Annotated in this window: 20 protein-coding genes; 6 read left to right on the forward strand and 14 right to left on the reverse strand. The window is 67.5% G+C overall.

What is annotated here, in order from left to right; all coding sequences use genetic code 11:
• Positions 1-29: 29 nt before the first annotated feature.
• Together G1H10_RS05190 and G1H10_RS05195 are read right to left on the reverse strand one after the other, a co-directional pair.
• A complete protein-coding gene (locus G1H10_RS05190) occupies positions 30-1,049 on the reverse strand; it encodes a LacI family DNA-binding transcriptional regulator (RefSeq protein ID WP_163733692.1) in 1,020 nt (339 codons plus the stop codon).
• Positions 1,050-1,100: 51 nt separating this feature from the next.
• Positions 1,101-2,588, reverse strand: a complete 1,488-nt coding sequence (locus G1H10_RS05195; protein WP_163733695.1) for a sulfatase-like hydrolase/transferase — start codon at positions 2,586-2,588, stop codon at positions 1,101-1,103.
• Between the two features lie 85 nt (positions 2,589-2,673).
• On the opposite strand from G1H10_RS05195, the gene G1H10_RS05200 reads away from it, so the two are divergent.
• On the forward strand, positions 2,674-4,119 hold the full coding sequence (locus G1H10_RS05200; RefSeq protein WP_163733698.1) for a sulfatase family protein: 1,446 nt from the start codon (positions 2,674-2,676) through the stop codon (positions 4,117-4,119).
• Positions 4,120-4,198: 79 nt separating this feature from the next.
• On the opposite strand, the gene G1H10_RS05205 is transcribed toward G1H10_RS05200, so the two are convergent.
• The 7 genes from G1H10_RS05205 to G1H10_RS05235 form a co-directional block, all read right to left on the reverse strand.
• The gene (locus G1H10_RS05205) at positions 4,199-5,662 is read right to left on the reverse strand and encodes an ABC transporter substrate-binding protein (protein WP_163733701.1); all 1,464 of its coding nucleotides are present in this window, start codon (positions 5,660-5,662) and stop codon (positions 4,199-4,201) included.
• An 80-nt stretch (positions 5,663-5,742) separates the two neighbouring features.
• Positions 5,743-7,206: a sugar ABC transporter substrate-binding protein gene (locus G1H10_RS05210; protein ID WP_163733704.1), complete on the reverse strand. Its 1,464-nt coding sequence runs from the start codon at positions 7,204-7,206 to the stop codon at positions 5,743-5,745.
• 13 nt (positions 7,207-7,219) lie between these two features.
• Complete coding sequence (locus tag G1H10_RS05215) at positions 7,220-8,731, reverse strand: sulfatase-like hydrolase/transferase (RefSeq protein ID WP_216852921.1); 1,512 nt, start codon at positions 8,729-8,731, stop codon at positions 7,220-7,222.
• 86 nt (positions 8,732-8,817) lie between these two features.
• A complete protein-coding gene (locus tag G1H10_RS05220) occupies positions 8,818-10,689 on the reverse strand; it encodes a glycoside hydrolase family 2 protein (RefSeq protein WP_216852922.1) in 1,872 nt (623 codons plus the stop codon).
• Positions 10,686-12,164: a sulfatase-like hydrolase/transferase gene (locus G1H10_RS05225; protein WP_163733707.1), complete on the reverse strand. Its 1,479-nt coding sequence runs from the start codon at positions 12,162-12,164 to the stop codon at positions 10,686-10,688. Before G1H10_RS05225 ends, G1H10_RS05220 begins: the two co-directional genes overlap by 4 nt.
• Positions 12,161-13,093: a carbohydrate ABC transporter permease gene (locus G1H10_RS05230; RefSeq protein ID WP_163733710.1), complete on the reverse strand. Its 933-nt coding sequence runs from the start codon at positions 13,091-13,093 to the stop codon at positions 12,161-12,163. The genes G1H10_RS05225 and G1H10_RS05230 overlap by 4 nt, the downstream gene beginning before the upstream one ends.
• Positions 13,090-14,055 carry a carbohydrate ABC transporter permease gene (locus G1H10_RS05235; protein ID WP_163733712.1) on the reverse strand — a complete coding sequence of 322 codons (966 nt, stop codon included), beginning with the start codon at positions 14,053-14,055 and terminating at the stop codon, positions 13,090-13,092. Before G1H10_RS05235 ends, G1H10_RS05230 begins: the two co-directional genes overlap by 4 nt.
• Before the next feature lie 271 nt (positions 14,056-14,326).
• On the opposite strand from G1H10_RS05235, the gene G1H10_RS05240 reads away from it, so the two are divergent.
• Both G1H10_RS05240 and G1H10_RS05245 read left to right on the forward strand, forming a co-directional pair.
• The gene (locus G1H10_RS05240; protein WP_163733715.1) at positions 14,327-15,769 is read left to right on the forward strand and encodes an ABC transporter substrate-binding protein; all 1,443 of its coding nucleotides are present in this window, start codon (positions 14,327-14,329) and stop codon (positions 15,767-15,769) included.
• An 82-nt stretch (positions 15,770-15,851) separates the two neighbouring features.
• Entirely contained in the window at positions 15,852-16,877 is a 1,026-nt protein-coding gene (locus G1H10_RS05245; protein WP_163733718.1) for a LacI family DNA-binding transcriptional regulator, read from the forward strand.
• Positions 16,878-16,921: 44 nt separating this feature from the next.
• Here G1H10_RS05245 and galK read toward each other — a convergent pair whose 3' ends face one another.
• The 5 genes from galK to G1H10_RS05270 form a co-directional block, all read right to left on the reverse strand.
• Positions 16,922-18,082 (reverse strand): galactokinase, encoded by a 1,161-nt coding sequence (galK, locus tag G1H10_RS05250; protein ID WP_163733721.1) that lies wholly within the window; start codon positions 18,080-18,082, stop codon positions 16,922-16,924.
• Positions 18,083-19,078 (reverse strand): UDP-glucose 4-epimerase GalE, encoded by a 996-nt coding sequence (gene galE, locus G1H10_RS05255; protein WP_163733724.1) that lies wholly within the window; start codon positions 19,076-19,078, stop codon positions 18,083-18,085.
• On the reverse strand, positions 19,075-20,163 hold the full coding sequence (galT, locus tag G1H10_RS05260) for a galactose-1-phosphate uridylyltransferase (protein ID WP_163733727.1): 1,089 nt from the start codon (positions 20,161-20,163) through the stop codon (positions 19,075-19,077). The genes galE and galT overlap by 4 nt, the downstream gene beginning before the upstream one ends.
• 12 nt (positions 20,164-20,175) lie before the next feature.
• On the reverse strand, positions 20,176-20,931 hold the full coding sequence (locus G1H10_RS05265; RefSeq protein WP_312856532.1) for a DeoR/GlpR family DNA-binding transcription regulator: 756 nt from the start codon (positions 20,929-20,931) through the stop codon (positions 20,176-20,178).
• Between the two features lie 824 nt (positions 20,932-21,755).
• On the reverse strand, positions 21,756-23,486 hold the full coding sequence (locus tag G1H10_RS05270; protein WP_163733733.1) for a phosphoglucomutase: 1,731 nt from the start codon (positions 23,484-23,486) through the stop codon (positions 21,756-21,758).
• Positions 23,487-23,757: 271 nt separating this feature from the next.
• On the opposite strand from G1H10_RS05270, the gene trpS reads away from it, so the two are divergent.
• The 3 genes from trpS to G1H10_RS05285 are packed head-to-tail and all read left to right on the forward strand — an operon-like array spanning position 23,758 to position 26,757.
• Positions 23,758-24,786, forward strand: a complete 1,029-nt coding sequence (gene trpS / locus G1H10_RS05275) for a tryptophan--tRNA ligase (RefSeq protein WP_163733737.1) — start codon at positions 23,758-23,760, stop codon at positions 24,784-24,786.
• A gap of 49 nt (positions 24,787-24,835) precedes the next feature.
• Positions 24,836-25,438, forward strand: coding sequence for a 2'-5' RNA ligase family protein (locus G1H10_RS05280; protein WP_216852923.1), 603 nt, complete (start codon positions 24,836-24,838; stop codon positions 25,436-25,438).
• Positions 25,438-26,757 carry a YihY/virulence factor BrkB family protein gene (locus tag G1H10_RS05285; RefSeq protein ID WP_163733744.1) on the forward strand — a complete coding sequence of 440 codons (1,320 nt, stop codon included), beginning with the start codon at positions 25,438-25,440 and terminating at the stop codon, positions 26,755-26,757. Before G1H10_RS05280 ends, G1H10_RS05285 begins: the two co-directional genes overlap by 1 nt.
• The last annotated feature ends 183 nt before the right edge of the window (positions 26,758-26,940 follow it).

The following is a 26,940-nucleotide window of genomic DNA, read 5'->3' on the forward strand; positions in this document are numbered from 1 at the left end:
CGTGCAATATGAACGGTTAGTGTTCATGATCAACGGGGCTTGGTGGATTCGCGTTCGATCAGGGTGAAGTCGGCCACGACTTGGCGGGCCGGACGATCGGAACCGGCGATGCGGTCCGCGAGCATCTCGAGCGCCGTGCGGGCGATGCCGGCCTTGTCCGGCGCGACCGTCGACAGCGACGGCGAGTTCAGCCGCGCGGCCTCGATGTCGTCGATGCCGATCACGGCGATGTCGTCGGGAATCCTTACCCCGCGGTTGAGTAGCGCGCGCATCACGCCGAGTGCCACGCGATCGTTGAAGGCGAAGAACGCGTCGACGTCAGTTGTCGTCCTGAACAGGTCGTCGACGGCTCGTGCGACCGCCTCGGGGGTGTGGTCACCCTCCGGATGGGAGAGCAGGTCCGGGTCGAACGGCACGTCGAAGGCGGCCAGTGCCTCCTCGTAGCCCTTGTGCCGCCGGCCCGGCTCCTGCGGACGTCTGCCGCCCCGGCCGCGCACCTTGGATCCGATCGCGACGATCCTGCGCCGGCCCATTGTGAGCAGGTGCTCGACGGCCGCGTACGCCGCCGCACGGCTGTCGATGGCGACGCTGTCGGCGTTCATGACCCGCCGTTCGCCCAGCAACACCAAAGGTGATCTGTCGCCGCGTTCGCGCAGAGACTGCGCCGAGACCGACCATGGCTGCAGGATCATGCCGTCCAACAGCTGGCTGCGGAACCCGTCGGCCACCAGCTTCTCCCGTTCGAGATCGCCGTCGGTGGCGTCCACCAGGACGGTGAGGTCACGCGCGCCGGCCTCGCCGACGACAAGCTGTGCGATCTCGGCGAAGTACGGACTGCTGAGGTTCGGCAGGGCCAGGGCGATGACGCCGGTACGGCCGCGCCGGAGATTGCGCGCGGCGATGTTGGGGCGATAGTCGAGTTCGGCCATCGCCTTTTCGACCTTCGACTTCGTTGCCTCGGTCAGGTACGGGTACCCGTTGAGGACGTTGGAGACCGTCTTGATCGAGACACCGGCCAGCTTCGCGACGTCCTTGATGGTCGCCCCCATGACATCTTCACCCCTCAGCAGGTCCGCGGCTGAAGCACAAACGCTATAACGTCATGCGGAACGTTTCAGTGTGTCGGAGACATGCGGGAAGACATCGGCGATCTCGCCCGCGAGAAGGTGGCGCAGCCGCCGGCGCTCGGCCCGGCGGGATGGTTCCGCTGCGACGTTATGTTGCTCGCCCGGATCGACCGTGTGGTCGTAGAACTCGTCGATATCGCGGGAACGGTAGATGTAGCGGACGTCGCCGGTGCGGACGGAGACATTGATCGCGTCCGATCCCGGGTCCCATTCGACGGGGTCCACGTATTCGCCGTTGGCGTCGGCATCCATGTTGTACAGAACGGTCTCCGCGGTGACGTGTGATCGCGTCGGCGAAGGGCTCGCCGATCCGACCATGTCCGCGAACGACAGTCCGTCGTCGGCCTCGTTCCATGGCACGCCCGCCAGGTCGCAGAGGCTGCCCGCGACGTCCACCATCGACACCAGGTTCTCGACGCGGGCCGGTGACGTCACGGCGTCCGGGTGGCGCACGAGCAGCGGCACCCGCAGCGCCTCCTCGTAGTGGAGCAGATGGCCCTTCTCCATGAGCCGATGTGCTCCCATCATGTCGCCGTGATCAGTGGTGAAGACGATGATCGTCCGGTCCAGCTGCCCGGTGGTCCTCAGGTACTCGACGATCGATCCGACCTGGCTGTCGACCAGCGCACACATGCCCAGGTAGTGGGCGATCATGTCGACCCAGCCCGGCTCGTCGAGATCCGCGTACTTGGTCGCGAACGTCGACTCCGACACCTCCTTCGGCTTGGTGCCGGTGCCGGTCGCGAAGCTGGCCGGGAGGCTCACCAGATCGCGGTCGATCAGCTGGTCGTAGGGGGCCGGGACGATCATCGGAAAATGCGGCGCGTTGAACGAGCAGGCGGCGAACCACGGCTTATCGGCGGGGGCGCCGTCCAGTGATCGCAGTAGCTCGCCGGTCTGCCACGTCTCCAGGTAGTCGTCGAGAGCGATCTGAGACGTGCCGCGGTGAGGTGCGGTCCGGAGGGTGCCGACGTCGGCCGGGGTGAGGTTCTCGACGTGCCCGGCGACGAGCTCGTAGCCCTGCTCACCGGCGTATCGGCGGTACGCCTCGATGTAGCGCCCCCGGTCGCGGCCGTTCAGGACGGCGGGGATGGCCGAGCAGTCGGTGAAGCCCATGCGGGCCGGCGTAGTGCCGGGTACATGCCACTTGCCGTTGTAGATCGTGTGGTAGCCGGCCTCCCGGAACGCGCGGCCCAGCCCGGCTTCGCGTAGCTCGGGGTTGATCGCGCGCCAGTTGCCCAGGACGTGGTGGTGCCGGGGCATGCGTCCGGTCCAGAGGCTGGCCCGGGAGGGACAGCACAGCGGGAAGGGCGTGTACGCGCCGTCGAAGACGGTCGCCTCGTCGGCGAGACCATCCAGATGTGGTGTCCGTGCGGCGGGGTTTCCCGCGAAGCCCAGCGTGTCCCAGCGCTGCTCGTCGCTGGCGACAAGGAGAACATTGAGTCTGTCGTCGTCCGGCACGTGAACCTCCCGGAGTCACTTGAGTAGCATACTGATACAACGATGTGTACAACGTAGTACAACCATGCCGACCCCGGGGGGACTCGTGGCCTCCAGACCCGCCGTCCTACTGATCACCGCCGACCAGCTCCGGCGCGACGCTCTGGGCTGCTACGGAAACGAAGCCGTGGCGACCCCGAACCTCGACCGCCTTGCCGCCGACGGCACCGTCTTCGACTGCACGTACACCGCCAGCCCGTGGTGTCTGCCCAGCCGTTCTTCCCTGCTCACCGGCCGATACCCGCACAATCACGGCGCGTACAGCAACTTCCGTGACACCCGGCTGTCCGCCGACGTGCCGAATCTCTATCAAGAGTTCGGCGCGCGCGGATACTCCGTCGGTCACATCGGGAAGTGCCATTACGCTCCGGTGCCCTACGGCGACACGCGGCCGGACCGGACGCTTCCGTACGAGGCATTCCGCGAGTACTACATGAGCCTCGGGATCGAGCACCTCGCACTTCAAGACGACAAGCAGGTGTCGGTCTGGTACTACGACGACTACGCCCAGGAGCTGGAGAAGGCCGGCCACCTCGAGGCCTATCGTGACGCGGTCTGGGACCGCGAGGCCCGCAAGGTGTTCCCGTTCCCCGGCCCGGCCGAGTGGCACCCGGACGCCTGGGTCGGCCGCAAGACGTGCGAATGGATCAACGGCGATGACGGCGCCCACGACAGCACTCGCGACGACGACCGGCCGAGGTTCATCTGGGCGTCGTTCAGCGGGCCGCACTTTCCCTTCGACGCGCCCGCCGAGTACCTCTCCCGGGTGGACGAGACGAAGCTGGGTGAGCCACACGTCGTCGCATCCGAGTGGGACGACCCGGCGCGGTTGCACTATCGAAGCTTCCACGGGCCCTCGCAGGGACACATGGAGGGTGGCGGCTATCACGACCGGGACGCCGACTTCTGGCGGCGGCTGCGGCTGAACTATCACGCCAACGTCGCCCTCATCGACGACCAGATCGGTGAGATCATCGCCGCGGCGCAGGCCGCCTTCGGCGACAACCTCGCCGTCGTCTTTACCTGCGACCACGGCGAGATGCTGGGCAACCACGGCTTCTGGGGCAAGAACCGCTGCTTCTACGACGACGTTCTGCGCGTGCCGCTGATTCTGTGCAGGCCCGGACGGGAGGGCGCCGGTACGCGTAGTGACCGGCTCAGCAGTCTGGTGGACGTCTACCCGACGTTGCTCGCCTTCGCCGACGCCGACGGTGCTGCTGCTGGTGCCGACGACGGTGTCGACGGCCGTCATCTCGACGGAGCCGGTCACACTCACGTGCTGGCCGAGGGCGAGCGGTTCCTCACCGTGACGGACGGGCGGTACAAGCTGGTCAACGCGCATGTCGGCGACACCGCCTACGCCGAGATGTTCGACCTCGAGGCGGACCCGCACGAGGTCGACAACATGGCCGGCAGCGATGACCACGCCGCCGCCGAGCGTGATCTCCAGGCGGCGGCCCTCGGCGCACTCGTCAACGCGGCTCTCCCGTGACCCCCCCTCCCATGATCATCGAGTATTCGCGGTGCTATGACGCCGCCTATCCTCGATGATCATGGGCCGTAGTCCTGGATCATGGGACGTAGTCCTGCTTCGGCTTCCAGTCGGGGAACGCATAGTCGCTGGCGTCGACCTTCGCGCCCTTCTTCTTGGCCTCGCCGATGGCGCGATCGCGCTCGGCCATCGCCTTCGCGCTGAGGTCCTTCAGCGCCTGCGCGTAGTCGTCGACATCGCCGCTGAACGCGCCGGACACGATGGCGCCGAAGCTGGGCTCGATGGGCTTGCGCTCGGCCTCGACCATGTCGATCTCCGGGTTCTGCACCACCGGCGTCGGCGCCAGGAAGCTCTGTTCGGCGAACCAGTCCATCTGCTGTGCCCAAGCGGGGTGAACATCGGCGCCTTCGACCGCGGACAGGTCGAGCGGCGGCTGCGCCATGCCTTCAGCGATGCCGATGTAGTACTCCGTGCTCGTCTGGTGGCCCATCAGCTGGGGTGCGACGTCAGCGTGTCGCGACGCCGCGGACAAGAAGTAGACGCCGCTCCCCACGCGCCGATAGGTCACCCGGTCGGACGACGCGTCCGGCACGAGGATCGGTGCCGAGCCGAGTCTGTCCAGGAACTCCGGCGCATCCGACTGAAGGCTGCCGGCACACCACGGACCGTCGAGGTAGAACCCGGCCGCCCCGGCCGCCCAGCGAACCCGGCCCTCCTTGTCGATCAGTGTCTGCGAGCCCGGGAACAACAGGCCGTCTTGCTGAAGCGACAGCAAGAACTCGATGACGTTGAGGTAGGCCTCATGGTGGTAGACGATCTCACCGGAGGCGAACTCGAGACCGTCGAAACCTTCGAACCCCGCGGGCTGGGCCAGGAAATTGACGAGCTCTTGCACCCGTTCGGTCTGGGCGAGGTTGAAGATCCACCCGTATGTGTTGCCGCCGGCGGTGTCTTGTACCGCCTTGGCCGCCGCCCGGAACTCGTCGTACGTCGACGGCGGCTCGACGTCGGCCGCTTCCAGCATCTCGGTGTTGTACCAGGTCGTACACCAGTACTGCCGCTGCGCAAAGATCGGGACGGTGTAGATGTCGCCTCCGAACACGTGAACGCCGTCCATCAGCGCACCCTCGGGCAACCGTGACAGCGCCGCGTCGTCGAAGCGGACCGGCTGCAGCCAGCCCCCGTTGATCAGCGCCGACACCGGAAGGCCGAGCCCGGCAAGGCTATGTACGTCCGGAAGCTGGTCACTCTGCTTGGCCAACTGAAGCGCCTCACCGAGCTCCGGCGGTGGGTAGTTCGTGTAGTCGACCGCGATCCCGGAGTCCTTCTCGAACTGCTCGAAGAACTGTTCGTTGACCGGAATCAGGTTGAGGTTGTGATCCCACCACGTCAACGCGCCGTCGCCGCCGGAGCCCGACGCGCTGCCGCCCCCGACTCCGTCATCGCCCCCACCGCCGGGCGACGTATCGCACGCACCGAGAAGCGTGGCGGCGCCGAGCGCGCCGGCGCCTCGGAAGAGTCCTCTGCGGGAAAGTTCGCTCATATTCGTCTCCTCGTTGAGATGCGGTCACGCGAGTGCTGGGTCTGCCGCGCGAGCACCGGACCGGCCACGCGAGCGCGGGATCAGGACTTGGCGGCGGTCACGTAGTCGGAACCTGGCTGCCAGTCGGGGAACGCCCAGTCGTCCACGCTCACCTCACCGCCGCCTGCCTCGGAGATCGCCGCCTCGCGGACCTTCTCCGATTCGTCGCTGAGCTTCCGCAGAGCGGCTTGAAGATCGTCGACCTGTCCGGTGAAGGCCCCCTGCACGATCGCGCCGAGACCGGGTTCCACCGGCGTGGTCGCAGCCTGCACCTCGGAGACCTTGGCGTTGCGGACCTGCGGTGACGGCCCCAGGAAGACCTGGTCGGTGAAGAGCTGCACCGCCCGCTTGTAGGTCTCATGCGCTTCGGAGTCCGCGACGGCCGCGAGGTCCAGGGGCGGCTGGTCCATTGCGGCGGCCAGGCCCTTCTGATAGTCCTCTGCGACGAACAGCTCCAGGAGCGCGGACGCGTCCTCGACGTTGCTCGTCTGCCCCGAGACCCAGAACGCCCCGCCGGTAGGCGCGCGGGTGATCACGGGTGTGCTGCCGTCCGGAGTGGGGATCGGCCCCACATCGAGCTGTTCAAGGACGTCGGCGAATTCGCCCACCACCACGCCCGCGTTCCAAGGCCCGTCGAAGAAGTAGCCCGCGGCGCCACTGGCCCAGCGTGCCCTGCCCTCCCGCGCGTCCAGCGAGCTGCTTCCCGGGAACAGAGTCTCGTCCTGTTGAAAGGACAGCAGGAACTCGATCGCCTGGACGATCGCCTCGTGGTGGAAGGCGTACTCGCCGGTGGTGAGGTCGATGCCGTCGCTACCACCGAGCTGCGATCCCGGGAATCCGGCGGTCTGAGCGAGTTCGAGGACGAACGTCTGCAGCCGCTCGGGGAACCCGACCGGCAGGAGGATGCCCGCGGCGCCGCTGTCCTGCACCGCAGCGGCGGCGGCGCGGAGGTCGTCCCACGACGCCGGCGGGCTGTCCGGGTCGAGGCCCGCGTTCTCCGCGACGTCGCGGTGGAACCAGTTCAGGGTCCCGTACTGCCGGAACGTGAAGATCGGGAACGAGTACAGCTCGCCGCCGAAGGAATGAAGCCCAGGCGCTAGCGCCCCCTCGGGCAGCGCGGCCCGAATCGCCTCGGCGTTCGGCAGCGGCGAGAACCAGCCCTGCTTGACCAGCACGGACGGGGGCACCGCCACGCCGGCCATGGTGAACACGTCCGGGAGCTGCTCGCTACCGAACGCGATCTGCAGGGCCTCTCCCTGCTCGGCCGGGTTGTACACGGTGTACTCGACCGCGTGGCCGCCGTCCGCGGCGAATTGCTCGAAGACCGAGGTATGGAGGTTCTCCAGCGGTAGGAAATGATCCCACCATGTCAGCCGGCCGCCACTGGCTCCGGCGCCGCTGGGCTCGTCGTCCGATGCATCGTCTCCGCAGGCGCCCAGCGTGACGGCAGCGCCGGCGAGGGCCGCCGAACTGAGAAATGTGCGGCGAGTGAGGTGCTGGGGCATGGTGGTGCTCCTCTCAGACAGACACGTCGCTGTGACCTCTGTGGTGACGTTCACCTCTGTGGTGGAACGGGGCATACCAGTTGTGTGGAGCTCGACGAGGTTCGTAGTTCGCATCGGGCAGGTCATCGGTGAGCCGGGTCGACCACCACAGAAGGCGTTCGACCAGGTCGGTCCGGACATCCCGCAGGCCGGGGTCGTCCCACAGGTCGTCCAGCTCGAGAGGATCGGACGCGAGGTCGTACAGCTCGCCCCGTCCGACGTTGTCATAGGTGAGTTTCCAGTCACCGTGGCGCAGCATCCGGGTCGAACCGCTCTGCGTCACACTGTTGAGGCCGTCGAACGTGGTCCCCTCATACGGGAAGTGCAGCGGCGGCCGCGCGTCGTGGGCGTAGGGAATGCCGCCGTAGCCATGCTCGGCATAGACGCTGTCGAATTCCTCCCGCGGATAGTCGTCACCGGTGAGCAGCGGCCAGAGGCTGCGGCCCTGGACACCCAGCGGCACGTCCTGGCCGACCGCCTCGCAGACGGTCGGAAAGAGATCGGCGAGCGAGACGAAGTCCACGGCATTGTCATGGTCGACGATGCCCGGGCCGACGGCGTGAAACGGAATACGCATCAGGGGTTCCGGAACGCCGGCCCCTTTCCGCTGCAGGCCGTAGTCGGCGAAGTAGTCGCCGTGATCGGCGACGAACATGATGATCGTGTTGGCGAGCAGGCCTCGGCCGTCCAGGTGCTCGACGAGCCTCCGGATCTGATCGTCCAGCAGCCGAAGCATCCCGCAGTAGTTCGCCCGGTACCGACGCCAGAACTCGTCGTAGCCGGGCCGCTTCTCCTCGATCAGCTCACGCAGCCACTCGAACATGCCGCCCTTCGCGTATGCCGCCTCCGGCCCGCCGCCGCGCTCGGGGATCTGCTCCTCACCGAAGAGCGAGAAGTACGGCTCCGGCACCTGGAACGGGTTGTGCGGCTCGGGAAACGACACCCAGCTGAAGAACGGCTTGTCGGTGTCGCGGCCGTCCAGCGCGGAGATGGCGTCCGAGACGATCCGGTACGGAAACTGCACCTCCAGCGGGAACGGGGTCGGCTCGGTGGCCGGGCCATGGTCGATCGACGTCAGCCAGCCAGCGAACGCCCGTTGCTCGTCGGTGGTGTCCGGTCCGCGTTCGTGGCCGTACGGGCCGGCGAAGGAGTCGAAGTCCTGCTTGCCCCGGTACATGTGCGGCTTGCCGTTGAAGTGCACCTCGTAGCCCGCTCGTCTGAGCACGTCCAGCAGGTCGTCGCCGCGGATGACCTCATGCGTAGCGGAGTTCTGCCGTACCCGGTGCGTCGACGGCCAACGTCCCGTCAGCAGGCTGGTACGGGCGGGGACACATGCGGGGGCGGTCGTATAGGCGCGCTGGAACCGTGTGCCGGAGGCGAACAGTGAGTCCGTGAACGGCATCGTGTCCAGCGTGAACCCGTCGGCGGCTGTCAGACCGGCCCGGTGCTGGTCCGTCATCAGGAGCAGGATGTTCGGGTGCGTCACGCCTGACTGCTTCGGCTCCGATCGCGTCACGCCTGACTGCTTCGGCTCCGATCGCGTCACGCCTGACTGCTTCGGCTCCGATCGCGTCACGGCTGTCTCCTTCGGGTCTGACAGCGATAGGCGTCCACCTCTTCGGACGGGACCGCGCGCGACGGCTTGCAGACGATCTCGCGGACGACGTCGGGCGCGATCTTCGCCACCCTGTCCTCGGTCAGCAGGCCGTTCTTCTCCTGCTGGGTGTCGGTGAGCTGGGTGTAACAGAAGCCGGCCAGCTCAGGTGAGTCGACGATGGCGGTCACGAGCTCATCGAACCGCTCGGTGAGCTGATCGATCGTCTCGACGGTGCTGTATCCCGCCCAGGTGCCGTCCAGCTCATGGGTGAAGGCGAGCCCGCCGAATTCGGTGATCATGACCGGCTGGCCGGCGCGTTCGTCGCCCAGCAACATGACCGACCGCCGCCCCGGACCGACGCCGTGCAGGGTGCGATCCAGGGCCTGCGGGGTGTGATAGCGCCGCCGTATGCTCTCGCCGCTAGGCGTGTAGTCATGGACGCTCCAGATGTCGCTGACGGTGTGTTCCCAGCCGTCGTTGGAGATGACCGGCCGGGTGGGGTCCAGCGCCTTCGTGACGTGATAGAGCGAGGTGGCGAAGTCACGCTGCTGCCGCGACGTCGCGATCGTGGGGACGCCCCAGCTCTCGTTGAGCGGGACCCATGCGACGACGCACGGATGGCTGCGGTCGCGCTCCACCGCCTCCATCCATTCGTCGATCGTCCTGGTCACCGCCTTCGGCGAGAACCCGAACGCGGCCGGGAACTCTCCCCACACGACGAGACCGAGCCGGTCGCACCAGTAGAGAAACCTCGGGTCCTCGATCTTCTGGTGGATCCGCGCCCCGTTGAAGCCCAGCTCCTTGATCAGTTCGACCTCGCGCCGCAGCGCTTCGGCACTCGGCGCGGCGAGGTGCGACTCCGGCCAGAACCCCTGCTCGAGGACCATGCGCAGGTAGTACGGCTGACCGTTGAGCAGGAAGATGCCGTCGCGGTAGCCGGCGCTACGCAACCCGAAGTAGCTGTCCACGCGATCCAGCCGATCGCCGTCCGGCGGGTCGCTGCCCTCGATGGTGATCTCGGCGTCGAACAGCGTCGGCGACTCGGGGGACCATCGCACCCCGGCCCCGCCGAGCGCGTCGGTCGACAGCGTCACCCGCACCTGGGCTCCGGCCGCCTGGACCGCGTGCGTGACGACGTCCGCGCCGTCGCGGCTCACCCGCACGCACACGGACCACGTCGTCGCCGGGGCTTCGGAGAGCTCGAGGTCGAGATGCACCTGCCCGGCCTCGAGGTCGGTCGTCCAATGCATGCCCCGGATGTGCGTCTCGGCCACCGTCTCCATCCATACCGGCTGCCAGATGCCGGTCGTGCGGTCGTAGAAGATCCCGCGTGGCTCTTCGGCCGTCACCTGCTTGCCGCGCGGCTGGTGGACGTCGGTCGGCTGGTCCTCCGCTCGCACGACGACGAGCTGCGATCCCTGGTCGGTCCGCAACGCCGGCGTGATGTCGACGCTGAACGGCGTGTGCCCGCCGGTGTGCTCGGCGAGGCGCTCCCCATTGACCCACACCGTCGCCTGGTAGTCGACCGCCCCGAAGTGCAGCAAGGTGCGTTGTCCCGACGTGACCGGCGGAACCGGAACGTCGCGGGCGTACCACACCACTGGGTGGAAAGTGGTGTCGTTGATCTCCGAAAGCTTGGACTCCGGCGGGTACGGCACCTGGATGGAGGCGTTGAACTGGCCCTTGTCGAACCACCTCTGCTCGACGCCGAGGTCGTCGTCGTCGAAGGCGAACCGCCACGTCCCGCACAGATCGTGCCACTGATCGCGCCGGAACTGGGGGCGTGGATGCTCGGCCGCTGTAGCTGTGGTGGCTCGGCGCATTGACTCGGGTTGGTCTGTACTCACCAATCGGCCTCTCGTTCTTGACTGCGGTCTTCCGTTGCGACCAGGACGTCTAGCAGGCGTTCCTGCAGTGATGTCCGGGTGGCGGCATGGGCGGGGTGATCCCACAGGTTCCTCAGCTCGTGGGGGTCAGCGGACAGGTCGTACAGTTCGCCCGTCCGGCGCCGGCTCGTCGCCGGGTCGCCGTGATGGACGACGATCTTCCAGCGGTCGTGCCGGAGCATGGTGGTATGGACCGGTGGGTCATAGGGGTGGCTGCTGTTCCGGTGCTCGCATAGCGCCCAGTCGCGTTGCCAACCGCCGGTGCCGGTGGCCACGGGGAGCAGGCTGTCGCCCTGGTGCGCGCGGCTTGTGGCCAGGCCGGCCGCCTCGAACAGGGTCGGCGCGATGTCGATCCACTGCACCAGGTCCGCGCACCGCCGGCCGGCGGGGATCGTGCCCGGCCAGCGGATGAGCAGCGGTACCCGAACGGCCTCCTCGTACATCATCGGGCCCTTGAGCATGAGCTGGTGATCGCCGAGCATCTCTCCGTGGTCACTGGTGAAGATGACGACGGTGTCGTCGGTCAGACCCTCGTCGTCCAGGGCCTGGAGAATGCGCCCGACCTCGTCGTCGACCAGACTGACCATCGCGTAGTAGGCGGCCTTCGTCTGCTGGAGCTCGTCCGCGCTGTACTCGGTGAACCCCTTGGCGTGGCCGGCGTAGGACTTCTCCGACGCCTCGGTGTAGATCTCCGGTTTACCGTTCAGCTCTCCGGGGGTGGTGACGGGACGGCTGAGAGCGTCGGGGTCGTACCGGTCGAGGTACTCCTTGGGTGCACCGAACCCATGGTGAGGATCGAAGAAGTTCGCGATGAAACAGAACGGTGCGTCCTTGTCGCGTCCAGATCTCAGATAGTCGATGGTCTCGTTCCCTATCCACCGGCTGTAGTGCGCCTCGGTGGGCATGGCGTCGAAGGTGACCGGCGAGTCCGGGTCGAGCGCCGCCTGGTAGAGGTCGGGGCGGCTCGCCTTCAGCCAGCGGTGGTAGGCGTTCTCAGACGATCCCTTGTAGGGGTCGTGCGCCCAGCGGAAGACCCTGAATCCGTCGTCGAGCCGCTGTTCGGTCCGGCCGCTGTGGCATGCCGCAAGGTGCAGCTTGCCGACCAGCCCGCAGTCGTAACCGGCGTCGGCGAGTTCCCTGGTGAACAGCCGCTCGTGCGCCGGGAGCGCGACGCCGTTGGCCCACTCACCATGGGCGTGGACGTAGCGGCCGGTCATCAGGCTGGCCCTGGATGGTCCGCAGACCGGGTTCTGGACGTAGCAGTTCTCGAACAGCACGCCGTCGCCGGCCAGGCGGTCCAGGTGGGGTGTATGGATCTCGGGGTTGTCGTAGGCCGCGAGCGCGCTGAACCGCTGCTGGTCGGTGCAGATCAGCAGAATGTTGGGCCGCGTCGTGCGTGCCGTCGTCGCCGGATCGGTTCCTGCTGTATCGGTCATTGCTTGATCGCCCCCGCGAATCCCTTGACGAAGTGACGCTGGAGTAGAACGAAGAGGATGATCAGCGGAATCAGCGAGATCGTGGCCGCCGCCGCCATGCCGCCCCAGTCGGTGGTGTTCTCCGAGACGAACGCCCGCATTCCGACGCTCAGCGTCCGCAGTTCCGGTCGCGACAGCGAGAACACCAGCGGAATGAAGAAGTTGTTCCACGTCGCCAGGAACGTCATCAACGTGACGGTCGCCGTGATCGGCATGGCCAGTGGCAGCATGATGCGGAAGAAGATCGTGAAGAACCCGGCGCCGTCGACGACGGCGGACTCTTCGAGCTCCTTCGGAATCCCGCGGAAGTAGCCGGCGTAGAGCAGGATGGCGGCGACGTTCCCACCGCCGGACATGGCGATGATCATGCCGGTGAGCGAGTTGAGCAGGCCGAGCTGCTGGGAGATCTCGACGACGGGAATGATCGTGTACCCGGTCGGGACGAAGAACGTCGCGATCAGGATGACCATGACCAGTTTCTTTCCGGCGAACCCATACCTGCCGATCACGTAGCCGGCCATCGCGCATCTCGCCACGACCAGCAGGACGGTGACCGATGTGACGATGATCGTGTTCCACGTGTAGGTGGAGAAGTTCGCCTCGTTCCAGGCTCGGGAGTAGTTCTCCCATTCGGCGGCCTCGGGGATCAGTGACAACCCCGCCCCGAAGATCTCCAGCTGGTTCTTCAGCGAGGCGGAGACCATCCAGAGGAATGGGTAGATCCACAGGAACGCTCCGCCGAGCAACAGTGCCGCCGCGAACCACCATGGCAGCCTTCGTGCGAACCAGCCGCCCGAGTACTTGTTGCTCTCCGCTCGTCGCGGACGGCGAGCGCGAGGCGCGTCGGCATCCGGCTCCGACGCGACGTCCGGCGTCGTGGGGATGGTCATTGCGCAGCCCTCGCTTTCTGGACGGCTCGTACGCCATACAGCTGGAACAGCCCCACGATGCAGACGAACAGGCCGAAGATCACGGCCGCGGCCGAGGCGTAGCCGAGCTGCGGGATGGTCGCGGAGAACGCCCAGCGGTAGATGTAGATCTCGACGACCTCGGTGGCGTAGTACGGGCCGCCATTCGTGAGTGTCAGCATGAGATCGAACACCTTGAGCGCCGCTTCGAATGACAGCAGCGTGATGATGATCATGAAAGGCTTCAGCAGCGGGATCGTGATCCGCCGGAGCAGATGCCAGGCACCGGCGCCGTCGATCCTCGCGGCCTCGTAGACCTCGTCGGGAATCGTCTGCAGCGCGGCGAGCCAGTAGATCATCGTGATGCCGAACCACTTCCAGACGTAGATCCCGGCCGCGGTCCAGAGGGCGGTCGATGAGTCACCGAGGAAGTTGATGCCGCCGTCGGACAGCCCGAGGGTGACGAGCAGCTGGTTGATCGGGCCACTGGCGGGATCGAAGACGAACTGCATCACGACGCCGATGATCGCCGCCGTCGTCACGACCGGCAGGAAGTAGACCGTGCGGAAGAACGTCGAGAACGGCAGCTTCGGCGAGTTCAGTAACAGGGCGAGCAGCAGCGTCAGGATGACCTTCAGCGGAACCACGACCAGCATGAACAAGATCGTGATCTTGAAGGAGTTCCAGAATAGATCGTCCGCCAGCACGTCCTTGTAGTTCTGGACGCCTACCCAGGTCTTCTCGGCCTCGAACCCGTTCCATTCGACGAACGAGTACCAGTAACTGGCGATGATCGGATAGACGGTGTAGGCGCCGTACAGCAGCACCGTCGGCGTCAATAAGAGCCAGATCCACAGCTGCTGCCGACCGAAGCGCTGCTTGCGATTGCGCTTGGTCACATCCGGCGGACGCGCCTCCTGACGACCTCCCAGAGTGAGAGCCATCGGGCGCAAACCTCCAATCTCGGGTCAACCCCGTCGTTGGCCTGCCTCGTAGTATTACGTTGTACACAGCGTTGTACAACCCTCAGGAGGCGAGAACTTCCGCCGCCCCAGGTCACCTCCATGCCACGGCGTGACCCGATCTCGATCGGTCATGATCACGCGCATCGTCCCCTTGACGGGCTGGGTGGTGGCCCTTAACGTTAAGCCAATTCAACGTTGTATTCAACGTTGAACAACGACGTAATCAAACGGTCTACCAACGGAGGCAGCTATGGGCGGCACACTGAGTCGTCGTAGGTTCCTGGGGGTGTCCGGAGCGCTGGCGCTCGGTGCTGGCCTGGGCGGATGTGGCGGAGGTGATGAAGGTAGCAGCGGCGGAGGCGGCGGTGCGCTGACATGGTGGGACCATCAGGTCCAGCTCGAGTCGGCGAAGAAGCGCATCTTCGAAGAGTTCGCCGCGGACCCCGGCGGCATGAAAGTCGACTATCTGTTGGCCAATCCGGAGAAGATGGGCCAGCAGCTACAGATCGCGAAGCAGACCGGCGACCTGCCCGACATCCATTCCAACGCCGGCCTGGGGCCGATCCCGCCGCCACAGCTGATCAGTGAAGGGTGGATCGCCCCGCTCGACCTGAGCGACGAGGCTAAGACGTACCTCGAGGGCAAGGTCATCGACGGACTCCACGTGTTCGACGGGAAGATCTATTCGTTCCCGATATTCAACTTCCGTGTGTATCCGACGGTGAACTGGTTCAACCGGACGCTCGTCGAGCAGGCGGGCCTTGATCCCGACGCTCCGCCGACGTCGTACGACGAGTTCCGTGCCGCCGCCAAGGCGGTTCAGGACAACACCGACGCTGCAGGGTGGACATGGAACGTCGGCATGCCGATTCGGACCAGCGACCAGATCCATTATCTCGCCCAGGCGGCGGGGTTCGAAGGATTCAACGGCCGGCTCTTCCGTACCGGCGAAGTCGCATTCGACTCCGAGCCGTACCTGAATGCCATCGAGTTCTTGCTCTCGCTCAAGCAGGACGGCCTGATGTCACCTGGTGCGGAGTCGTGGGTGGACACCGACGCACGGGGCCGTTGGGCGTCCGGGGCCGCCGGATACTACTTCGACGGGCCGTGGTGCCCCGGAGTGATACTCCCGCAGAGCCCGGAGTTCGGCGAGTCACTTGGGGCCGGTCCCATTCTGACCCCGGAACCGGACATGCCGGTGCGTACGTACCACAACCCGCAGCCCGGAGAGTATTGGCTGACACCGGATATCCAGTATGCCGCCGAAGCGAACCAGCTCCTCAGCGACTACTTCGCCACCCCGGACTATTCACTCGACGTCGCGAACACGATGTCGCAGCCGCCCATCGTCCTCGATGCGGTCGCAGAGTCCGACGCACACCCGGAGTACAAGAAGCTCATCGAGATGTACGCCGAGCAGGTGTTCCTCGCGCCCTACCCGATCGCGCGGAACCTCGAGATCACGAAGGTCCAGCAAGAGGAGAAGCAGGTCAATCCGGACATCGGCACAATCATCCAAGGTGCCTTCACCGGTGACGTCGACGACCTGGCGGGCGCCCTCAAGAAGCTGTCGGATGACACGATGGCCGAGTGGGAGCGTTCGGTCAAGGCGGCCCAAGACAAGGGCGCCGAAGTCGATCTCGACGACTGGGCGTTTCCGGACTGGCGGCCGGGTGCGGACTATGGAGTCTAGCCACGCCACGGATCGACGTTGAGTACAACGCTGTGAGACGCCTGTGGTCACGTAAGATACGCAGGTATCGCTGGGAGGGGCTGTGACAGTCAGGCTCAAGGACGTGGCCGAGCAGGCGGGTGTGTCGATCAAGACCGTCTCGAACGTGGTGCATGGCCACATCCACGTCACCGATGAGACTCGGCTGAAGGTTCAGAAGGCGATCGACGAGCTCGGCTACCGTCCCAACCTGTCGGCCCGCAGCCTGCGGACGGGGCGGACCAACATCATCGCCCTGGCGGTCCCGCGGCTCAGCGAGCCCTATTTCGCCGAGCTCGCCGACCAAGTGGTGCATGCCGCCGACCGGCACGGGTACACCGTGCTGGTCGACCACACCGAGGGGCAACGCGACCGCGAGAGCGCCGTCGTCTCCGGCATCCAGCCGCAGTTCATCGACGGGATACTTTTCAGCCCGCTTGCGCTGGAAACGGCCGATCTCGAGGCGGCGCCGGCGGAGGTGCCGTTCGTCCTGCTGGGTGAGCATGTCGCCGCGACAGGTCGCGCCGACCACGTGTCGATCGACAACGTAGCGGCCGCCCGTGCGGCGACGGACCACCTCATCGCGCTGGGACGTCGTCGGATCGCGGTGATCGGGGCGCGGCGCGCACGACGGGCGCGCACGGTGGCTCCCCGGGTGAAAGGGTTCCGGCAGGCGCACCGCGAGGCGGGTCTCACGGTCGATTCTCGCCTGCTGATCCCCACGGAGCGGCTCGACCGGCCCAACGGGGCCCAGGCGATGGGCCACCTTCTCGACCTGGATGAGCCACCGGATGCGGTCTTCTGCGTCACCGACATGCTTGCGGTCGGAGCGCTGCGGACACTGGCCGATCGTGGTGTGGCGGTGCCGGACGACGTCGCGGTCGTCGGCTTCGACGGCATCGCCGACGGTCTGTACTGCGTGCCCCGGCTGACGACGATCGCACCCGACAAGGAGCAGCTGGCGACCACCGCGATCGACGCCCTGATGCAGCGCATCACGACAAGACGCGACGAGGCACCACGGGAGTTGCACGTCGACTTCGATCTGATGGTCCGGGAGAGCACCGCGGGTCGCGCCGCCGCGTCGTGATCATCGGCCGCCGATCCTGCTGTGCGCCGGCCGACGGTTGATGATCACGGAACACGTGACGACGACGCGACGCTCGCACCCGCCGAGGGGACGGCGACGAACGTGTCCGGCGCGGTGAATCCGTGCCCGGTGAAGGCGTCCCGCACCGCGTCGGCGACCGCGGCGGCGCGCCCGTCGTCTACCAGCGCGATGATCGAACCGCCGAATCCACCGCCGGTCATCCGGGCGCCCAGCGCACCGGCCCGCACCGCGGCGTCGACGGCGACGTCGAGCTCGCGGACCGTCACCTCGTAGTCGTCGCGGAGCGAGGCGTGTGACGCCGTCAGCAGCGGCCCGATCTCGCGCAGCCGACCGGAGCGCAGCAGCTGCACGGTCTGCATCACTCGCTCGTTCTCCGACAGCACGTGCCGCACGCGTCGCCGCATGACGTCGTCGCCGGTCCCACCGGTACCTGCGCCCGCGCCCGCGGACGCGTCCAGGCGGGCCAGCACCTGCTCGACGGGTTCGTCCTGGACATCGCGGAGCGATTCCACGCCGAGCAGTTGCGCCGCGTCCTCACAGGTACGACGGCGCTCGCCGTACTCGCCGTCCGCGTGCCGGTGGTGCACCCGGGTGTCGACGATCAACAGCGACAACCCGGCGGCGGCGAGATCGCACGGGATGGGTTCGGCCGTGATCGCCGCGGCGTCGAACAGCACCACATGACCGGCCCGGCCGTGCATCGAGGCCATCTGGTCCATCAGGCCGGTCGGCGCGCCGACGTAGTGGTTCTCCGCCTGCTGCGCCAGCACTGCCGTCGTCGTCGGGTCCAGGCCGAGCCCGGCCAGTGCGTCCAGCGCCGTCAGCACCGAGCACTCCAGCGCCGCCGACGAAGACAGGCCGGCACCGCTCGGCACATCGCTGTCGATCTGGACGTCCACCCCGGGGAGCTCATGTCCGGCCTCGCGCAGCGCCCAGAAGACGCCGGCGACATAGGCGGCCCACCCTGCCACGTCTCCGGGTTTCGTCTCCACCGTGAACTCGACCGGTTCGACCTCGCGGGAGCTGGACAGCGCGGTGACCGTCCGGTCTGAGCGCCGTCGAAGCGTGGCCGTCGTGCGGTGCGGCAGCGCCAGTGGCAGCGCGAAACCGCCGTTGTAGTCGGTGTGCTCGCCGATCAGGTTCACCCGGCCCGGTGCGGATCCGGTGATCTCGGTGATGGTCACTTACTGTTCTCCTCGCTGCATGAAGGTCCAGGCGTCGGCGACGATGCGGTCCAGGTCGTGTTCGGCGCGCCACCCCAGGTCGGCGCCGATACGCTCGGCCGAGGCGACCAGCGCGGGCGGGTCTCCGGCGCGGCGGTCCCGGTCGACGGCCGGCACCGGATGCCCGGTCACGCGGCGCACCGCGTCGATCACCTCGCGGACGGTGAAGCCGGTTCCGGTGCCGAGGTTGTAGATGCGGTGCTCGCCGCCGCCGCCGCCGGCGCCGTCGACGGCGCTCGCGCTCGCCGCACCGGTCCAGTCGAGTGCCAGCAGGTGTGCCCGTCCCAGGTCCTCGACGTGCAGGTAATCCCGCACCGCGGTTCCGTCGCGGGTGGGATAGTCGGTGCCGAAGACATCGACCGACTCGCGCCGCCCCGCCGGAACGGCCAGCACGTTCGGGATCAGGTGCGTCTCCGGATCGTGCCGTTCGCCGTGCCGCCCGAGCGCGCCGCCGACGTTGAAGTACCGCAGGCTCACCGCGGCCAGGCCGTGCGCCGCCGCCTCGCCGGAGAGGGCGTGGTCGATGGCGAGTTTGCTCTGCCCGTACGGGTTGATCGGCATGGCCGGCGCGTCTTCCCGGATCGGCGTCGTCTCCGGCTCGCCGTAGGCGGCTGCGGTGGAGGAGAAGACCATGCGCCGCACCCCGTGCTCGCGCATCGCGTCCAGCAGGCGCAGCGTGCCGACCGCGTTGTTCCACCAGTACAGTTCGGGCCTCGCCACGGACTCGGCGACCAGCGACTTGGCGGCGAAGTGCAGGACGGCGTCGAACGACGGGTCCAGGACCTTGGCGGCGTCGTCGATGTCGCCCTCGACGAAGCCGGCACCGTCCGGAACTCCGTCCTCGTGGCCGGTGGAGAGGTTGTCCAGCACCACGACGTCGTGTCCGGCCGCCACCAGCTGGGCGCCGACGACGCCCCCGATGTAACCGGCGCCGCCGGTGACCAGCAGCTTGCTCATGCCACGCTCCTCAATCGCTCGGCGACGTCCTCGGGGAGGACATCGGTGATGAATGCGCCCATCGCGGACTCGGAGCCGGCGAGATACTTCAGCTTGTCCGCCGCCCGCTTGATCGAGAACAGCTGCAGGTGCAGGTACGCCACGTCTCGGTCGGCGTGGACGGGGGCCTGCTGCCAGGCCGCGATGTACGGCAGCGGCGCGTCGTACAAAGCGTCGAACCTGCGCAGAACGTCGAGGTAGACGGTGACGAAGTCGTCGCGTTCGTCGTCGGTCAGGGAGGCGATGTCCGGCACCTGGCGATGCGGGAAGAGCTGTACCTCCACCGGCCAACGGGCCGCGGCCGGCACGAACGCGGTCCAGTGCGTGGAGGCGACCACAACCCGCTCGGCGGATCGCTCCGCGGCCAGCACGTCAGCGAACAGGTTGGCACCATCGTGTTCGTCGCGGTATCGGCGCGCCGTTCGCAGCATCTGGGCTGTGCGCGGGGTGACATACGGGTAGGCGTAGATCTGCCCGTGCGGGTGGGAGAGGGTGACGCCGATCTCCTCTCCGCGATTCTCGAAGCAGAACACCTGCGCCACGCCGGGTAGCGCGGAGAGCTCGGCGGTGCGGTCGGCCCACGCGTCGACGACGAGCCGGGCACGTTCCGGGGCGAGCGTGCGGAACGATGCTTGGTGTTCGCTGCTGAAGCAGACCACCTCGCACCGGCCGAGACCGGCCCTGCTGACGCCGACCGGCGTGCCGGGTACGTGGGCGGCTCCTCCGGGGTCGACGGCGCCCATGGACAGGCTGGGGAAGCGGTTCTCGAAGACGACGACGTCGTAATCCGCGGACGGCACCTCGGTCTGTTTGCCGTCGCGGGAGGGGCACAACGGGCACAGGTCCGCGGGCGGCAGGAAGGTCCGGGTCTGCCGGTGCGACGCCATGGCGACCCACTCGTCGAGCAGCGGATCGTGCCTGATCTGCGACGCCGTGCTGACCGGTGGCAGCTCGCGTGGATCGTCGAGGCGGCGGACGGCGTCGTCATCGAGATCGAAGTAGATGATCTCGCGGCCGTCCGCGAGCCGGGCGGAGGTGCGTTTCACGGCGCTCCTTCTTCAGGACGATGCGGTGGCGATGACCAGGTCTCCGACCTGTTCACCCAGCGTGTCGAGGGCGTCGGCGGGGAGTGCGTCGTCGCTGATCAGCACATCCGCCTGGTCGAGACGGGCGATCGTGCTCAGACCGACGGTCCGCCATTTGGTGTGGTCGGCGAGGACGATCAGCCGGCGGGCGGCGGAGATCATGGCCCGGTCGGTTTCCGCTTCGAGGATGTTCGGGGTGGTGAAACCGGCATCGGGGTCGATCCCGTGCACGCCGAGGAAGACGAGGTCGACGTGGAGCTGACTGAGCGCGGCGACGGCGACCGGTCCGACCAGCGCGTCCGACGGGGTGCGTACCCCGCCGGTCAGCACCACGGACGTGTTCGGGGCGGGTGCGGCGTGGAAGACGTCGGCGATCTGGATGGAGTTCGTCACCACCGTGAGATCCGGAATCCCGGTCAGCTGGCGGGCGAGGGTCCACGTGGTGGTCCCGGCGGAGATGCCGATGGACGATCCGGGAGTGATGAGCTCGACGGCGGCGCGGGCGATGGCGTCCTTCTCGGCTTGTTGCCGCGCTGACTTGGCGGCGAAGCCGGGTTCCTCGGTGCGGGACGCGCGGCTGGTGGCGCCGCCGTGCACCTTGTCCAGCGCGCCGCGTTCCGCCAGCGCATCCAGGTCGCGCCGGATGGTCATCTCGGACACCTTGAAGAGTTCGGCCAGGTCGGCCACCCGGGCCGCGCCGTACTCGCTGACCCGGCGGAGAATCCGCACCCGTCGCTCTTCGGCTAGCACTGAACATTACCTCCCAAAATCAAACACTACCGCACACGTGTGGTGCGATGCTAGGCGGGCGGGCGCCGTGGTGCTGGCGCGTGTGCACGTCCATGCTGCGGTGCGTCCCAGGTATCCGTGTCATCGGGTCGTCACGGTGGGGTGGCTTGTTCGATGTCGGTGTGATCGGTCGCGACGCCGAAAGGCATGGTCGCCGTGATCGGTGGCGACGGCGCGGTGGCTCTGGTGTCGGGGATCGGTGGCGACGGCGGGGTTGCATGCCTGGTGTCGCCGTGATCGGTCGCGACGGCGGGGTTGCATGCCTGGTGTCGCCGTGATCGGTCGGCGCGAGATCTGCAGCCCATGCCCGGGGGGTGTGGCGTGTGATCTGTCGTGTTGATTCCGGCCGCTATGAAGAGTCGAGTGCTCAGTCGTGGTAAGTATGACCGCTTGGGGCGGCAGTTCCTTGCACGACCGTGAACACGGTACGAGAAGGCCGGCGATTAGCCGCTAGAACTCACACGACACGTGTCACGAGCACGCCTCATCGGCTGAAAGTCACACGAGTGCCTACACAACGGCGGCGTGGGTGGTTGCTTCTCACACGGCTGCCTGCACGAGGGCGGCGTGGGCGGTTGCTTGTCACACGGCTGCTAACACGACAGCGGCGTGGGCGGCTGGTCGTCACACGGCTGCCTGCACGAGGGCGGCGTGGGCGGTTGCCCGTCACACGACTGTTCGCACGACGCTGGCGCGCGGCGGGACCCGCCCAATCTGCCGGCACACTCGGCGGACTCGGTGGCCGCTGCCGCAGAACCGCTACCTCAGCCCTGCAGAACGGCGTCGACGACGGCGCGCGCCTCCGCCTGGATCTGGGCCAGATGCTCCTCACCGCGGAAGCTCTCGGCGTAGATCTTGTAGACATCCTCAGTGCCGGACGGCCGCGCGGCGAACCAGCCCGACTCGGTGGTCACCTTGAGCCCGCCGATGGGCACGTCGTTACCCGGCGCCCGGGTCAGCTTGGCGGTGATCGGCTCGCCGGCCAGCTCCGTCGCCGTCACCTGGTCCGGGGAGAGGCCGGAGAGCGCGGCCTTCTGCTCCCGGCTCGCCGGCGCGTCCACCCGGGCATACACCGGCCGCCCGTGCTGCTCCGCGAGTGCCTCGTACCGCTGGCTCGGCGTCGTGCCGGTGGTCGCGATGATCTCCGCCGCCAGCAGGCAGGCGATGATCCCATCCTTGTCCGTGCTCCAGGCCCGGCCGTCGCGCCGCAGGAACGACGCGCCGGCGGACTCTTCCCCACCGAAACCGACCGAGGAGTCCAGCAGGCCCGGGACGAACCACTTGAACCCGACCGGGACCTCCACCAGCGGACGCCCGAGCGACGACGCGACGCGGTCGATCATCGATGAGCTCACCAGGGTCTTTCCTACGGCCGCGTCGCCGGGCCAGCCGTCCCGTCGCTCGAAGAGGTAGCCGATGGCGACCGCGAGGAAATGGTTCGGGTTCATCAGGCCCGCGTCCGGGGTGACGATGCCGTGCCGGTCCGCGTCGGCGTCGTTGCCGGTCGCCACGTCGAACGACGCGTCGTCGCCGCCGCGCATGCGACCGATCAATGACGCCATCGCCGACGGCGACGAGCAATCCATCCGGATCTTGCCGTCCCAGTCCAGTGTCATGAACCGCCACGTGGGATCGGTCAGCGGGTTGACGACGGTGAGATCCAACCGGTGCCGCTCGGCGATCGCCGCCCAGTAGTCCACCGACGCGCCACCCAGCGGGTCGGCGCCGATCCGCACCCCGGAGGCCCGGATCGCGTCGATGTCGATGACGGACGGCAGGTCGTCGACGTAGTGGCCCAGGAAGTCGTAGGTCGAGGTCGTCTCCGCGGCGAGCGCACGGCTCAGCGGGACGCGCTGGACGCCTTTCAGGCCGGACTCGATATAGCGATTGGCCGCGGCCTGGATCCAGCCGGTGATCTCGGAGCCCGCCGGACCGCCGTCCGGTGGGTTGTACTTGAATCCGCCATCTGCCGGCGGGTTGTGCGAGGGGGTCACCACCACACCGTCGGCGCGGTGCACGGCTCCCTGCCCGACGGCCACCGGCACGCCGGAGGCGCTCGCCGCGGCCACCATCGACGCGCTGACCTCGGCGTCGGCGCCGGCGTTGTGCTTCAGAATGGCGTGCGAGACGGCCGGCGTCGGGGTATACCGGTCGGCAGCGTCCACCAGCAGCACAACACCGTTGGCGGCGAACACCTCCACCGCGGTCGCCCACGCCGGCTCGGACAGGGCGTGCGTGTCCTTACCCAGGAAGAGCGGACCGTCGATGCCGTTCTCTCGCCGGTAGTCACAGATGGCCTGAGACGTGGCGGCGATGTGATCGTCGTTGAACGCCGTATTGAGGGCCGAGCCTCGGTGTCCGGAGGTGCCGAAGCTGACCTGCTGGGCGGGATCGCCCGCGTCCGGATGCCCGGTGTAGTAGGCCGTGACCAGACGAGCGACGTCGACGAGATCGGCGGGTTCGGCCGGCTGGCCGGCACGCGGGTGATCAGGCATCAGGGGGCGCTCCTTCGACGCGGCACCGGGCGGGCTGATTCCTCGTGTGACCAAGCTTGCCATGGCGACGTCGGCATGCCGCCGACGGTGCCGTGGTTGCAGCGGTGTCCGCGGCCGTGGCGGCAACCGTTCCCGTACCGTTCCCGTACCCGCGGCTGCAGCCTTGCCGGCGGCCGTGCTCCGGTCCGGCAGACCTGGGCGGACGTGGCGTAGGCGGACATATGCACGGTCTGGACCTAGGCAGTCGGCGGAAGCTGCCAGAATAGGTGTCATGACCACCAACGCCTCTTCGCGTCGTCCCCGAGTGCTGTCGGGCATGCAGCCAACCAACGCGTCCCTGCATCTCGGTAACTACCTGGGGGCATTGCGACAGTGGGCGACCATGCAAGACGAGTACGACGCGTTCTACTGCGTCGTCGATCTGCATGCCATCACGGCTGGTCACGATCCCGCACAGCTGCGTGAACGCACGCGGGTCACGGCCGCGCAATACATCGCCGGCGGCGTCGACCCGGAACGCAGCACGCTGTTCGTGCAGAGCCACGTTCCCGAGCATCCGCAGCTGGCCTGGGTGCTCAGCTGTATCACCGGTTTCGGTGAAGCGAGCCGGATGACGCAGTTCAAGGACAAGGCCGCCCGTCAAGGAACCGAGGCGACAACCGTCGGGCTGTTCACCTATCCGGTGCTGCAGGCCGCCGACATCCTGCTCTACGACGCGGATATGGTTCCGGTCGGCGAAGACCAGCGTCAGCACATCGAGCTGACCAGAGATATCGGCGGACGGTTCAACTCCCGCTTCGGTGAGACGTTCGTGCTGCCGAAGGCGTTCATCCCGGAGGCCACGGCCAAGATCCAGGACCTGCAGGATCCGACAGTGAAGATGAGCAAGAGCATCGGCGGGGCCGGCCTGATCGAGATGCTCGAGGAGCCGAAGGTGATCGAGAAGCGGATCAAGAGCGCGGTCACCGACTCCGGCCGGGAGATCACGGTTGACCCGGAAAGCAAGCCGGGCGTCACGAATCTCATTACTATTCTGTCCGCACTCACCATGCGTCCCGTGGGCCAGATCGTGCAGGACTTCGAGGGACGAGGCTATGGGGATCTGAAGAAGGAGGTTGCGTCCGCCGTGCTGGACACAGTCATTCCGTTCCAGAAACGCGTACGTGAGTTGCTCGACGACCCTGCTCAGCTCGACGCCCTGCTGGCGACCGGTGCGGAGAAGGCACACGACGTCGCGTCCGCCACCCTGCGGAAGGTCTACGATCGTGTCGGTTTCCTTCAGCCCATGACGGCGCGGTGAGACGGTGTCGCCCCACGGAGATGGCCATAGTCGCACCATCGGCGTAGCAGTGCCGGTCCCGGAACCGTATGGCAGCGAGTTGCAGGACTGGCGCCGGTCGTTCGGGGATCCGCTTGCCGACGCCATACCGTCACATATCACCCTGATCCCGCCGACCGAGGTCAAGGACGGCGAGGACGGCCAGTACGCTCAGGTGCGCGAACACCTGGAGAGCGTCGCCGCCCAGTTCCCTCCGTTCCGGGTGCACCTGCGCGGCACGGCGACGTTCATGCCGGTGTCTCCGGTGGTCTTCGTCGCGCTGTCCGAGGGGATCTCGGCCTGCGAGCGGCTGTCGATGGCGATCCGCACCGGGCCGCTTTCACTTGAGCTGTCCTTCCCGTACCACCCGCACGTGACAGTGGCGCACTACCTGTCCGATGAGGCGATGAAGACCGCGTTCAAGACCCTCGCCGGTTATGAGGCCGTCTTCGATGTGCATGCGTTCAGCCTCTACGAGCACGGTGACGACGGCTTCTGGCGGCGAGAGCGCGACTTCAAGCTGACGGCCGAAGGCGAGTTCATGACGGCACGGCCCGGCGGCGAGGCACGGCTGAAAGCGGCGCAGCGCCTGGCAGGTGGTGACGCGCCGCCTCCGAACGGGCCGTCGCGTTGATGGCCTTCTTCCGGGCCGTCGTCGCACGTGTCAAGGAGCTCGTTTCTCGTGCGCAGGCGGTGTGGAGACGGCTGCAGCCGACGCTTCCGGTGCGCGCCTGGAACCGGTACGGGGACCTGCGTGGAGACCGGTTGGCGGGGGCGGCGAGCTTCTACGGGTTCAGCTCGCTCTTTCCGCTGCTGGCCCTGTCTGCGGCGATCGCGAGCACGGTGGCCGGAGATTCGGGCGTTGAGACCGTGCAGAACCTCGTCGACGACAACTTCCCCGAGATGGGCCTGGACGTTTCGGCTTTCCGTCGCAGAGCAGGGGCCGTCGGTGCGGTGGGCGCGCTGCTGCTGATGTACTCCGGCCTGCGGTGGGTGGACGCGATGCGGGCGGCGGTCCGGTCTATGTGGGGGATGGACGACCAGCCCGGGAACGTGGTGGTGCGCAAGCTGCTCGATGCGGCCTCGCTGGCGGGCCTCGGGGTGCTACTGGCGATCTCCTGGGGAGCGAGCGTCGTCGTGCGGCGGTTCACGCGTGACCTGCTGGACTGGCTCGGCGTCGAAGGGCTGGGCGCGCAGGGCACCCTGGAGGCGCTCAGCTGGGTGCTGTCGATCGCGGTCAACGCGATGATCTTCGCCTACCTGCTGGCCGGCCTGCCCAGGATTCTGGTGCCGGCGCGGCTCCAGGCGATGACCGCGCTGGTGGGTGCGGTGATCTTCGAGATCCTGAAGACCTTCCTGGTGGAGTACGTGGCGGGCCCGGGAAGCCAGTCGTATGGCGCGTTCGCGACGCCGCTGATCGTGATCGGCTGGATCTACATCGTCACCCGGCTGCTGATGGTGCTGGCGGCGGTGACGGCGGAGAGCGCCATCGACCACCTGGAGGAGGCGGAACGCGCGCAGGTTCTGGCGGAGCATGAACAGATGACCAAGCAGGGAAGTGCCACCGTCGGGCCGCGGGAGCGGGAACGAGTGGCGGCCGCCTATGCCCGGCGCCCGGGTCCGCAGGAGCGTGTCGCCGCCGGCGAGGCCGTCACAGAGCCACCTCGCCAAACGGGCGCGGAACGTGCCGAGACGGGCGCGCACGCCAGAGATGTTGCCGCTGCTCGTGGTCGGCGGGATGACGGCCGGCCGTCCGCGCCCGGACCGTCGGTAGTGGTGACCCCGTCGGCGCGGCAGGCGCGCAGGGTGGGCCTGGCTGCCGGCGCCGTCTTGGGCGCGGCAGGAACCGGCCTGGCGATCCTCACCGGACGGGCGGTGCGAACCTTGCGGTCGGCGATCGGGAGCGGGCGAAGCGGCGGTGCGACGAGGTCGCCCGACGACGACGCGAACTGAGCAACGCTCAGGGTCTTCTTGGGGAGGCCGGGCCGAAAAGGCATGTGGGATGCCGGCGTGGCGGCAGGTGCGTGCCGGCACTGACCCGGTGCGCGCACTGTGGAGGCTCGGTGTCGCTGCGGGGGCTACGTGGAGGCTTGGTGAGTCACCCGCGAGGGGCCGACCGGCGTGAGAGGGCGTGAG

The organism is Phytoactinopolyspora halotolerans, from assembly GCF_010550675.1.
GTDB lineage: Bacteria > Actinomycetota > Actinomycetes > Jiangellales > Jiangellaceae > Phytoactinopolyspora > Phytoactinopolyspora halotolerans.